This is a genomic window from Xanthomonas sp. NCPPB 2933 (genome assembly GCF_056725225.1).
Map to the genome: position 1 here is coordinate 5,172,177 of NZ_CM161518.1, position 12,644 is coordinate 5,184,820.

A 12,644-nucleotide genomic window follows, 5' to 3' on the forward strand; every position below is an offset into this window, starting at 1 on the left:
CCTATACTCGGCGCGATCGACCAAGCGGGATCGCATGTCCAGCATCAAGTTCGGGATGTGGAGCACCATCCTGCTGCTCGGCAGCGCGCATGGCGTGCTCGGCGCCAGCCTGTTGCTGCTAGCCCCGGTCAATCGCATCGCCAACCGCTGCCTTGCCGCACTGCTGCTGGTGGTGGTCGCCCTGATCACGCCCTACACGCTCGGCTATGCCGGCGCCTACGATGCCTACCCGGGCCTGACCTACGCACCGTTCTTCTGGGAGCTGGCCATCGGGCCGCTGCTATGGCTCTACGTCCGCCAACTGGCGCGTCAGCACTTGCCGCCTCGTTGGGCGCTGCATCTGCTGCCGGCGCTGCTGCAGGGCGGTTACTACACGTGGCTGTTCACCTGGCCGCTGCAACGCAAATGGGCCTGGAACGCTGCCATCCATGTGCCCTGGATCGCGCCGCTACAGGACGCGCTGGTGCTGGCCTCGCTGGCGTTCTATCTGCTGCTGGCCTGGCGCGAATACCTTGCCTATCAACGCTGGCTGGAACATCACAGCGGCGCGCGCGAGGAACTGCGGCTGCCGTGGCTGCGCGGCTTTCTGCTGGCCGCCGTGTTGCTGGTGCTGTTGCGGCTGGGCTTCACCGCCAGCGACCGGCTGTGGCATCGGCTGTCCTACGTCGATGAGTTTCCGCGCTATCTGGCCACCGCCGCGCTGATCTACTACCTGGGTCTGGAAGGCTGGCGCCACGCCAGGGTCGACTATCCGCCACGCGATGCGGTGCTGCCACACGATGCGCCAGCAGACCGAGCAGGCGAACCAGCGCCCGCTCCCGTCCAGGACAAGGACTGGCACGCGCTGGGGCAACAGGTCGCAGCGCAAGTCACCGCGCACGGCTGGTGGCGCGAGCCGGACCTCAGCCTGCCCGAGCTGGCGCGGCGCCTGGGCACCAACAGCAATTATCTTTCGCGCGCGCTCAACGAGGGGCTGGGACAGACCTTCAGCACGTTCCTCAACACGCTGCGCATCGCCGAAGCGCAGCGCCTGCTGGGCAGCGATCAGGACATCCTCGACATCGCATTGGCGGTCGGCTTCGGCTCCAAGGCCAGCTTCAACAGGGTGTTTCGCGCCTGTGCCGGCTGCACACCCAGCGACTACCGGCGCACGCAACGTCGCATCGCTTGAAAATCGCTCAGCGATTGCGTGTTTGAGTCGTCTGCCAAGGCACCCCTGACCATGCTGGCGGCTTCTCACACAAGGAATCGCCATGTCACCGCGCCTGCGCCATCTCGTTATGTCGCTGATCCTGCTGTCGATCTGGTTACCGTGCGCCGGCGGGGCCGCAACGCCGCCATCAACGCTGCGCAGCGACAGCCCGCTCGCAGGCCCGGCGCTGCTCGCCGATATCGATGTATTGCAACGCGCCTATGTCGCGCTGCATCCGGGTCTGTACCGCTACTCCACCGAACAGGAAATCACGCAGCGCTTCGATGCCTTGCGTGCCGAACTCGAAAACGGCGCAACGCTCGCTCAGACCTACCTGGCCATCTCTCGCCTGACCGCCAGCGTGCGCTGCGGCCATAGCTTTCCCAATTTCCTCAATCAACCCGAACCGGTCCGGCACGCCTTGTTCGACAACGACAGGCAGTTGCCCTTCCACTTCCGCTGGCTGCAGGGCCGGATGGTCATCAGCCGCAACGGCTCCGATCAGCCCAGCCTGGTGCCCGGCACGGAAGTGCTGGCGATCGATGGCATTGCCCCGGCGCAGATCCTGGCCGCGCTGATGAGCGTGGCGCGCGCCGACGGCAGCAACGACGGCAAGCGTATCGCCCAGATGGAAGTACAAGGATTCGCGCGCATCGAAGCCTTCGACGTTTACCTGCCGCTGCTGTTTCCGCAACTTTCGGCTGACCCGTTGCTGCGCGTGCGCGGGCCAGGGGCGGCGAAGGAACGCGAAGTGCGCGTCCACGGCCTCAGTGCGGCGCAACGCCGCGCGATGATTCCCACGCGCAGCGACGACAGTGCAGCACCGCCATGGCGTCTGGACCTGGCAACACCCGGCGTGGCGGTGCTGCAGATGCCGACCTGGGCGGTGTACGACAGTGACTGGGACTGGCAGGCATTTTTGGCACGCAGCTTCGCCACATTGGCCGACCGCAAGATTCCAGCGTTGGTGATCGATCTACGCGGCAACGAGGGCGGGCTGGATGTGGGCAGCGCCTTGCTTGGGTATCTGTCCGCACGTGAGATAGCGGCGCCGCAGATACGCACGCTGGTGCGCTACCGGCGCCTGCCCGACGCGCTGGCGGCGTACGTCACCACCTGGGACACGTCCTTTCGCGACTGGGGCACGCGTGCGGTTGCCTACGACGCGCGTTTTTACACGCTCAACCCTGCATCCGATGCAGATGCGCAAGCCCGCACGACACCGCATGCGCCGCCCTTCGACGGCAAGGTGTTTGTGCTGATCGGCCCGGGAAACAGCTCGGCCACATTCGCGTTCGCGCAGCGAGTGCAGCGCAGTGGGTTGGCCACCCTGGTCGGCCAGCCCACCGGCGGAAATCTGCGCGGCACCAATGGCAGCGCGTTCTTTTTCCTGCACTTGCCCAACTCGCAGATCGAAGTGGACCTACCGCTGGTCGGACAGTTTCCAACCAGCGCACAACCAGATCGCGGCGTGTTGCCCGACGTGCAGGTAACCATCACCGCGCAAGATCTGCAACACGGCAGGGATGTCGAAATGGACGCCGTCAGCACCTTGCTGCGCACGCCTTAAGCGCAGCCGCAGGTACACCGCAGAGCTCTCGCATAGCCACGGCTATAAAGATCAGACCGACCTTCGCGTGCAGTGCAGGCGCACCGAACGCGGCCATGCGTTGGTACACTGCGCGCCCCTTGGGGAGTAGCCTGCTTCTGCATCGTCGGAAGCGCCTGCATCAACATACTCGGCCCTCGCGCCGTGGTGCAGGCAACCAATTTCGGTTTGGCGAGACCAGCGGCATGCGTGCACAACAACGGTTGGCGCGGGCGCATGTCGTTGCGATCGTGCCCAACCCGAGAATGTCGATGTCCCCTTTTTCCATTGTGTTGATCGGTTTCGCAATGTCGACCGATGCGTTTGCTGCAGCGATCGGCAAGGGCGCAGCGATGCGCAAGCCGCAGTGGCGCGATGCGCTACGCGCCGGGCTGATCTTCGGTTGCATCGAGGCGATCACCCCGGTGATCGGCTGGCTGCTGGGGCGTGCCGCCTCCAGCTATGTGTCTGCCTATGATCACTGGATCGCCTTTGTACTGCTCGGCGCATTGGGCACGCACATGATCGTGGCCGGGCTGCGCCAGGAACCGGACGATGTGGACGAGGCGTCTTCCGACACGCCGAAACGGCATGGATTGCTGGCCTTGGCCACCACCGGTTTTGCCACCAGCATCGATGCGATGGCGGTCGGCGTAAGCCTGGCGTTTCTCGACGTGCATATCGGCGTGGTGGCGTTGGTGGTCGGGCTGTGCACCTTCAGCATGGTCACCGCAGGCGTCATGCTGGGCCGCGTGCTCGGCAACCTGATCGGCAAACGCGCCGAGATTCTCGGTGGTTTGATTCTGGTGATCGTCGGCAGCGTGATCCTGTACGAACACCTGAGCGGCGCTGCGTAAGCGCAGGTCAGCTGTTCGCAGGAGCGCGCTTGCGCGCGATGAAGCATCATCGATAACGCCCCATCGCGCGCAAGCGCGCTCCTACGCTGCATGGCCTTGCTATCCGCCCGAGAGGCATGCCGCATTTTTACAATGCCGCGTGTATCCCTACATATCGCGGCGCTGCACGCGATGCGCTGGCTCAGCGCTTTTTCGCATCGTGATGCGCGCTCAAGAACGCACGCAACGATGCCGGCTTCACCGGCTTGGTCAGCAACCGATAGCCACGCGCACGCGCGAGTTGCTTGAGTTCGTCGCGGCCATCGGCAGTAAGCAGTGCGCCGGCGATCGGCGCAGTTGCGGCGGCCTGCACCGCGTCCAGCGTGTCCAGGCCATCGAGCCGGTCGTGCAGGTGGTAATCCACCAGCATCAGGTCCGGTTGTTCGCGCGCGCGCTCCAGCGCCTGGTCCACGGTGCTGGCGGTGATCACTTCCACTTGCCAGCGGCCGAGCAGTGCGCACATGCCGTCGAGAATTTCGCGGTCGTTGTCCACGCACAGCACGCGCAGGCCCGCCAGCGAATCGCCGCTAGGCAACGGCCGCACCGCAATCACCGGCACCACGGGCGGCAGCGGCACCGCGGCCACGCGCGGCAACAGGATTGAAAACATGCTGCCGCGGCCGACCTGGCTGCGCGCACTCAGATCGTGATCGAGCAGACGCGAGATGCGTTGGCAGATCGACAGACCCAGCCCCAAGCCCTGCTCGCCCCAATCGAAGGGCTGCTGGTAGCGACGGAACTCTTCGAAGATCTGCCGCATATGGTGTTCGGGAATACCCGGGCCGGTGTCCCACACCTGCAATTCCACCTGCTCGCCGCGCCCGCGCATGCCCAGCACGATGCGGCCCTGGCGTGTGTAACGCAGCGCGTTGGCAAGGAAGTTCTGCATCACCCGGCGCAGCAGGCGGCGGTCGCTGCGCACCCACAATGCGCGGCTATGCACCTGCAACTGCAGGCCGCGGCTGGACGCCACCGGTGCGTACTGCGCGGCCAGCTCGTGCATCAGCGCGCTGGCATCAAAGTCCTCGACGGTGGGCCTCAAGCCGCCGGCATCCAGCCGCGAGACGTCGAGCAGGCCATCGAGCAGTTCCTCGGCCGCACGCAGCGAGGCATCCACACGCTCGGCCAGATGGCGTTGTTCTTCGTTGTTCTGATGGCTCTCGCGCAAGGCCGAAGCGAACAGGCGTGCGGCATTGAGCGGCTGCAACACGTCGTGGCTGATCGCGGCCAGAAAGCGCGTCTTGGATTGCTGCGCCAGCTCGGCCTCACGCGAACGGTCGGCCACGCGTTGTTCCAGGTTTTCGTTGGCGTCCAGCAGCGCGCGCTCAGCGCGTTTGTAGTCTGTGATGTCGTTGTAGCTGGTGACATAGCCGCCGCCCGGCAGCGCCTGGCCGCGCATTTCGATCACCTTGCCGTCGCTGCGGGTGCGCTCGAACACATGCGGTGAGCCGGCGCGCATGTGGCGGATGCGGCGATCGATCTGGTCTTCGGTATCGCCCTCGCCTAACTCGCCGCGCTCGGCGTTGTAACGGATCAGATCCGCCACCGGGCGGCCGACGTACAACATGCCGTCCGGATACCCGAACAGCTGCTGGTAGCGCCGATTCCACGCGGTCAGGCGCATTTCCGGGTCGACCACGCTGACCGCCGCGCTGATGTTTTCCAGCGTGGTGGAGAGGATTTCGCGATTGAAGCGCAGCTCCTGGCCGGCTTCGTCCAGCACCGCCACCACCTCGCCCAGCTCCATGCCCGAGCCGCGCAACAGACTGGTCAGCACCAGGCGCGCGGAGGCGGCGCCGATAGAAGCGGCCAGGAGACGCTCGGTAAACTGCACCCAGGCGCGATCGGCCACCACGGTGGGTTGCAACTCGCGTTCCAGCAGCACCGCCTGGTCGACAAAGGCGCGGTGCGCATGCCGTTCGCCCACCACACGCTCGGCCAGCGCCTGCAGATCGGCCACGCGTACATGGCCTGGCCAATCGCCGGCCACCGCCGGACGCTGCGCATACGGGTCCAGGAACGGCGCCGCGCGCAAGCGTTCGTCCACACCCGGACGCCAGCGCGCCGACACCAGCATCATCGCGCCGACGTTGATCAGCAGCGACCAGAACGTGCCATGCGCCAGCGGGTCCCAGCCACGCATGCCGAACAGTTGCTGCGGCTGCAGCCAGGCGATGCCGAACGGGCCGTCCACCAGCCACTCCGGCTGCAACCAGCCCGCACGCGTGGCGGCCGGCAGCAGCAGCGTGTAGATCCAGGTCGCAAAGCCCAGCACCATGCCGGTCTCCACGCCCTTGCGGCTGGCGCCGCGCCAATACAGCCCGCCGATCACCCCCGGCGCGAACTGCGCCACCGCCGCGAATGCCATCAGGCCATAGGCCGCCAAGGTGGTGTCGTTGGCCACGCTGCGGTGATAGCCATAGGCAACCAGCGCCAACAGCAGGATGGCGACGCGACGGATCCACAGCACCCGCGAGGCCACTGCCGCGCGCGCATCGGCGCTGCCACGGCGGCGCAGCAGCACCGGCATCACCAGGTCATTGCTGACCATGGTGGCCAACGCGATGCTGGCCACGATCACCATGCCGGTGGCCGCCGAAAACCCGCCCACGTACGCCACCAACGCCAGCACGGTATTGCCCTGGCTCAGCGGCAATGCCAGCACCATCGCATCGTCGGCCACCGCGCTGCCCTTGCCGAACAAGGCCACGCCGGCCGAGGCGATCGGCACGACCATCGCCGAGATGATCACCAGATAGGCGCCGAACAACCAGCGTGCGCGACGGATGTCGCCCACATCGCTGCATTCCACCACCGCCACATGGAACTGGCGCGGCAGGCAGATCACCGCCAGAAAGCTCAGCAAGGTTTGCGAAATGAACCCCACCGACGGCGTGTGTTCGAACAAGGTACGCGCCGACTCGGCGATGGGCACCTGGTGGTCGCTCAGCCACACCCAGGCGAACAACCCCACCGCAACGATGGCGATCAACTTGATCACCGACTCCAGCGCGATCGCCAGCATCATGCCGCGATGGTGCTCGGTGGCATCGACCTGGCGGGTGCCGAACAAGGTCGCAAACAGCGCCATCAACAGCGCCACGTACAAGGCCGGGTCGGCGAAGATGCCGCGCCCGGCGCTGCTATGCCCGGTCAGCACTTCCAGGCTCATCGCCACCGCTTTGTACTGCAGCGCCAGATACGGAACGATGCCGACCAGCGCGATCACCGCCACCAACGCGGCCAGCCGCCGCGAGCGGCCGTAGCGCGAGGAAATGAAATCGGCGATGGAGACGGTATTTTCGGCGCGGGCGATCAGCGCCAGACGCTCGATGATGCGCCAGCCGAACAGCAGCAACAGCAGCGGGCCCAGGTAGATCGGCAGATAGCCGATGCCGTTGCGCACCGCCGAACCCACCGCACCGTAGAAGGTCCACGACGAGCAGTACACCGCCAGCGCCAGGCTGTAGACCGCGGGGCGCAGCCACGGCCGCTCCGGGTACAGCGGACGGCGGTCGCCCCACCACGCCACGCCAAACAGCAGCGCGGCATAGCCGACGGAGACCAGCAGCAGGATCCAGCTCGAGACCAATGGGTGTCCTAGGCGGTGCGGTGCGAGCCTGGGAGTTTACGCAGTGGGGATTGGGGATTGGGGGTTTCGCTGCAGGGCGGCTGATCTGCGGCTTGGCTGCAGGGCCCTTGCCCGCCCACCATCGCGGGACACGCCGCAAGTACGTCCATGTAGGCTCTTACGCGGCATCCATGCCGCGTAAGGTCCCGCGACGGTGGGCGGGCAAGGACCAGTCGGGATGGTCGGTGTGTGTGGCTGCAAGCCATGCATGAGGTGCTTCTAATTGGCTAGCTATCGTGTCGTTCTACAACCCGCACCGGCAAGCCCACGCAACTTGCGAGACGCTCAGTTTTTTACCCGGCGACCGACCAACTCTCTGGTGCGGTGTCCTCACCGATTGCGGGACCGTGTGGCGGCATGGATGCCGCCACCGAGCCTCCACGGACGGATTCACGGCGTGTCCCGCGAGCGGTGAGGACACCACGCCCTCGACCACCCAGGCGTTTGACTGTATCCAACAAGATGCGGCTATTAAAACCACTGCGCTCATCCCCAAACGAGCGTTCGCTACGGTTTGTTAGCCGCTTCTAGCCAGGCAGGCGCACCTGCACCTGATACGTGCGACCAGACACGATGTTGTAAACGCGCTGATCCGGGCAGGCTTTGCCGTCCACCAGTACCTCGATGTCGTGGCGCCCCGGCTCACGCGTCAGCGTCACCTCGAACTGCGCGCCACGGAACTGGCGCGTCACCTGCGCGTGCGGCCAATGCGAAGGCAGCTGCGGGCGGATCGCCAGTGCGTCGCCCTCGCCGACCAGGCCGAACAAACCTTCCAGCACGCAGCGATACACCCAGGCCACCGTGCCGGTATTGAACAGCTGGCTCGAACGCCCGGCCGTACGCGGGTATTGGTGCCACGCACCGCGATAGTAGTTGGGCAGCGACACCGGCAAGTGACCGCGTTGCAGCGCGTCCTCGCGCGTGGGGCCCGGCAACATCGCGCGCAGAATCTCCCACGCGCGATCGGCCTCGCCGATCTGGTACAGGCTATAGAGATAGAACGCGACCGCGTGGTTGTAGACCGCGCCATTCTCCGCCGCGCCCGGCCACTTCTGCGTCAACCGGCCTACGTCATCGCGCATCTGCGTATAGGCCGGCGCCAGCATCATTGGCCCGTATGGCGTGTGCAGCTGTTCGCGCACAGCCTCCAACAACGCCTCGCGCTGCGCCGTATCCGCAGTGCCGGCCAGCAGCGCAAAGCTTTGCGGATTGAGATAGATGCGCCCCTCCACATCCTCGGCGATACCGAAGCGCACACCATCGTCGGTGATGCCGCGTGCGTACCAGTTGCCGTCCCATAATTCGCGATTGGCATCGGCGTTGACCGTCTGCACTGCCTGCGAAAATGTCTCCGCCTGCGCAGTGCGCCCCTGCGCGGCGCAGATGCCCGACCACAACCGCAGCGCATACGCGGTGGCCACGGTGAGCCAGCCGGACACGCCTTTACCGCGCCAACCGACCATGTTCATCGGGTCGCACCAATCGCCTTGCGCGATGAAACTCAAACCCCGCCCATCGCGTGCATCCAGCAACCACTGCATCGCCGCATCCAGGCGCTCGGCCACGCTGAGCGCGTGTCCGTCGTGTGTGCGCACCAGCTCATCAAGCACACTGGCATCGCCGGTTTCGGCCAAATACGCGCTCAGGAAGATCGGCAACCACACGCAGTGATCGGTATGCGGCACTTGGTTGATGTATTTCAGCTCGGCGCCTTCCACCAGCAGAATGCCGTCCGGCATCGCCCCGCTGGGTTCCTGCTGCGAGAGCGCGTGCAATAACGCCGCGCGCGCAGTGGCCGGCTGCAGATACGCCATGCCCATGTGGTCCTGCAGATAGTTGCGCGTCTGCGGATCGGTGGTCAGGCGATTGACGTCGCCGTGGTAGAACACCTGCCGCGGCAGCCAGTGATTGACCAGGTTGTCCAACGCCGGATCGGGCGTGGCGATCTGCGCGCAGCCCCGCCCTCCTTGCAGATACTGCGCGTACTCGCGCGCGGCTGCAGCGAAGCCTGCTTCGGACAGATAACGCGTACGCAACGTGGCGATTTCCGCATCGTCCTTGGCCGGGCCGAATGCGAAGCGATACAGGCTTGCTTCATCGGCTTTCAGCGTGAGGCGATATTGCAACGCAGCTGCCGGGTTTTCGTAGTGCGCATCGCTGTTGCCCAGCTGCTCGGCCTGGATGGCCGAGGGCGCATGCAGGCCTCCCTCGCCTTCGAACGCCATCTGCTGCGCATCCCAGGCCACCGGCGGCTGCTCGTGCAGCAGGAAGGTGCAGTCCTTGAAATCGCGTTGGCGAAAGTAATCATCCACCTTCTGATACGGCGCCACGCTGCGGCAGACGATGCCGCCCAGTGCCGGCTCATAAGCGCCGCTCTGATGCATCCACGACATGTAGCCGATCGGAAAGTAGGGATACAGGCTGAGCCGGCGCGCACGCCCGGACTGGTTATGCACGCGGCATTCCCACAGCTCCACCGCATCGTCGGTGGGCAACGCCACGCACAGCTCCACCACGATGCCATCGTGGCGCACACGCCAACGCACATCGTGCTTGCCGGCAGAAAACTCGAACTGCTCCGGCGACGCGCGCACCGGTTCGTGCGGCACCGAACACAGCGCGCCGGTCTCTTCGTCCTTGAGGTAGAAGAAGCGCCCGGGGTGATGCGCGTAGTACGGTTGCTCGGGCATCATGAAATTGCGCGCTTCCAGCAGCGGCGCATGCGCATATTTGGCCGGCTCCGGTTGCATGAACTGCCCGGTGGCATAACCACGGCAGGTCAGCTGCAACATCATGCGGCGGTTCCACAAAAATCCGCCCGCGTTCGGCATCGCGGTGGGGCTGTAGAGCGCATAACGCGCGCCGTCGGCGCTGGGCGCCATCAACGTGGAAAGATCTTCGGCGTTGGAGGTTGTTTCGGAATCGGCCATGGACGTTGCAGACACGGTCAGCGATGCTCCTGTTCGTCGCGCTTGCGCGCGGCCAGTTCGTGCTGGATGCGACTCAACAAGCCATCATCGAGCGGATAGAAACGCATGGTCCAGGCCGCCAGCAACGCGACCGCGCCGGGGATCACCGTCAGCAGCAGCACGATGCCGGTCAGCGAACCGGCAGACTGCGCGCTGTTGGCCACATAGCCCATGCCGGCCAGCACCCAGGCGATGCCGGCCGATGCCAATGCGCCGCCCAGCTTCTGCGAAAACGTGGCTGCCGCGAAGGTCATCGCGGTCGCACGGCGGCCGGTACGCCACTCGGTGTAGTCGGCGGTGTCGGCATACATCGAGAATGCCAGCGGCGATTTGGGTCCCAGTGCCAGACCGATCAACATGTTCAGCGCAAAGATCGCCCACACCGCATCGGCGGGAATGAAAAACATCAGGCAACTCAACACGCCAACGACCGCCATCAGCGTGGTCATCAGCCGGCGTTTGTCCCAGTGCCGGGTCAGCAACGGGGTGATGCCCGCACCCACCGCCAACGCAACCGAATACCCACCAAGAAACAGCCCGGTCAACTCCGGCCGCTGCACGTAGTACTTGAGGTAGTACACGCCGGCACCACCGCGCATGACAATCGTGATCATGATGATCAGCGACAGCACGAACAGCACGCACCACGGCTTGTTCTGCAGCAAATCGGCAATGTCCTGGCGCACGGGCGTGCGTTGTTGCGGCGGCGGTTGCACGCGCTCGCGCGTGGTCAAGGCCACTGTGACGAACAAGGCCACCGCCACCGCGCCGTACAGCATCATCGTGCGTTGCCATCCCAGCGCATCGTTGCCGGCACCGAACCAGGCCACCAGATCCAGCGTGCAGTAATTGACCAAGGTGGTGCCGGCGAACGCGGCGATAAAACGCAGGCTGATCAGACTGGTGCGCTGGCTGCTGTCGGCGGTAATCACGCCCGACAATGCCGAGTACGGAATGCTCACCACCGTATAGGCCAGCATCATCACCAGAAAGCTGATCGTGGCCCACCACATGCGCCCATTCTGATCCAGCGCAGGCGTGGTGTAGGCGAGCACGCCGGTCACCGCCATCGGCACTGCGCCCCACAACAGATACGGGCGGAATTTGCCCCAGCGGCTGCGCGTGCGGTCGGCCAATGCGCCCATCGCCGGATCGGCAATCGCATCGGCAATCTTGGTCAGCAAAATCATGGTGCCCACTGCCGCCGCCGGCAGATGCATGGTGTCAGTGTAGAAAATCAGCAAGAACGCGGAGATGTTGGCCCAGTAAAGATTCAGGCCCAGATCGCCGCCGCCGTAGCCCAGTTTTTCGCGCCAGCGCAGGCGCGCCGATGCAGGAGACGTTGCAGGTGATGACGTCATCGGCTGGCCTTGGAGTGCGTTGAACCCGGCCGAGCGCGCCGTTACGCTGGGCGGCCCGCTCACCTGGCGAGGAGCGCCGACGCTACACCACGCATCGGCTGCCGCCAACGTGAAATCCGGCAACATGCCGAATCGATCCGGAGATATAACCTGACGTGATGGACAACGCCGCAACTCACACACCCGCGTCCGCTTCGCCCCTGGCCATCGTCGTCATGGGTGTTTCGGGCAGCGGCAAGACCACCATTGCCCAGGCCCTGGCAGCGCACTACGGCTATCGTTTTCTGGATGCCGACGACTATCACAGCGTAGCCGCACGCGCGCAGATGGCCACCGGCCAACCGCTCACCGATGCGATGCGTTTGCCGTGGGTGGAGTTGCTCTCTGCCACCTTGCGCGACTGTGTGCATGCCGGCGAATCGGTGGTGTTGGCGTTCTCGGGCTTGCGCGGTACCCACCGTCAATTGCTGCGCCGCAGCGGCGTGCCGATGCGTTTTGTGTTCCTGCATGCGGCCCCGCACGTCATCGCTGCGCGCCTGAGCGCACGCGCCGGCCACTTCATGCCGCCCAGCCTGCTGGAGAGTCAATTGCAGACCTTGGAACTGCCACTGGACGAAGCGGACGTGGTGTCGGTGGATGTGGACGCAACGGTACCGGAGGTAGTACAGGATGCGATCGCGCAGCTGGCGCTGATCGCTCCCGCGGCAGTGCACACAGCGGCACACTCACCTCAAAGTGCATGACGCGCCAGGTGACGCAGCCGCGCCCGCCTATTCCCTTCTCCCTCCGGGAGAAGGTGCTCCGAAGGGGCGGATGAGGGTACGTGCGAAGCCTCGCAATCCAGGCTCCCGAGTGGCTTCGCCCCGTACCCTCACCCCAACCCCTCTCCCGCAGGAGAGGGGCTTTAGTTCGTCCAGTGATCCACCTCACAAGGTGGCGCAAAATTTCCTGGTAACTTTTTGCAGACCGCTGTTCTGTATGGAAATACCAATCGCCTCGACGAATCA

At 65.1% G+C, this 12,644-nt stretch carries 7 protein-coding genes and 1 riboswitch; of the genes, 4 read left to right on the forward strand and 3 right to left on the reverse strand.

What is annotated here, in order from left to right:
- Positions 1-55: 55 nt before the first annotated feature.
- The 3 genes from AC1PLU_RS21855 (at position 56) to AC1PLU_RS21865 (ending at position 3,637) form a co-directional block, all read left to right on the forward strand.
- Positions 56-1,171, forward strand: coding sequence for a helix-turn-helix domain-containing protein (locus AC1PLU_RS21855; RefSeq protein ID WP_481108569.1), 1,116 nt, complete (start codon positions 56-58; stop codon positions 1,169-1,171).
- An 82-nt stretch (positions 1,172-1,253) separates the two neighbouring features.
- Positions 1,254-2,762: a S41 family peptidase gene (locus AC1PLU_RS21860; RefSeq protein WP_481107219.1), complete on the forward strand. Its 1,509-nt coding sequence runs from the start codon at positions 1,254-1,256 to the stop codon at positions 2,760-2,762.
- A 115-nt stretch (positions 2,763-2,877) separates the two neighbouring features.
- Positions 2,878-3,040: riboswitch (yybP-ykoY riboswitch) on the forward strand.
- A 12-nt stretch (positions 3,041-3,052) separates the two neighbouring features.
- Positions 3,053-3,637, forward strand: a complete 585-nt coding sequence (locus AC1PLU_RS21865) for a manganese efflux pump MntP (RefSeq protein WP_481107220.1) — start codon at positions 3,053-3,055, stop codon at positions 3,635-3,637.
- A gap of 181 nt (positions 3,638-3,818) precedes the next feature.
- On the opposite strand, the gene AC1PLU_RS21870 is transcribed toward AC1PLU_RS21865, so the two are convergent.
- From AC1PLU_RS21870 to AC1PLU_RS21880, 3 genes are all read right to left on the reverse strand, one after another.
- Complete coding sequence (locus tag AC1PLU_RS21870; protein WP_176341129.1) at positions 3,819-7,268, reverse strand: hybrid sensor histidine kinase/response regulator; 3,450 nt, start codon at positions 7,266-7,268, stop codon at positions 3,819-3,821.
- 566 nt (positions 7,269-7,834) lie between these two features.
- Positions 7,835-10,252 carry a GH36-type glycosyl hydrolase domain-containing protein gene (locus AC1PLU_RS21875; RefSeq protein WP_481095678.1) on the reverse strand — a complete coding sequence of 806 codons (2,418 nt, stop codon included), beginning with the start codon at positions 10,250-10,252 and terminating at the stop codon, positions 7,835-7,837.
- Positions 10,253-10,254: 2 nt separating this feature from the next.
- Positions 10,255-11,637, reverse strand: a complete 1,383-nt coding sequence (locus AC1PLU_RS21880; RefSeq protein ID WP_046932188.1) for an MFS transporter — start codon at positions 11,635-11,637, stop codon at positions 10,255-10,257.
- A gap of 158 nt (positions 11,638-11,795) precedes the next feature.
- Between AC1PLU_RS21880 and AC1PLU_RS21885 the strand changes: the two genes are divergently transcribed.
- Complete coding sequence (locus tag AC1PLU_RS21885) at positions 11,796-12,380, forward strand: gluconokinase (RefSeq protein ID WP_481095691.1); 585 nt, start codon at positions 11,796-11,798, stop codon at positions 12,378-12,380.
- The last annotated feature ends 264 nt before the right edge of the window (positions 12,381-12,644 follow it).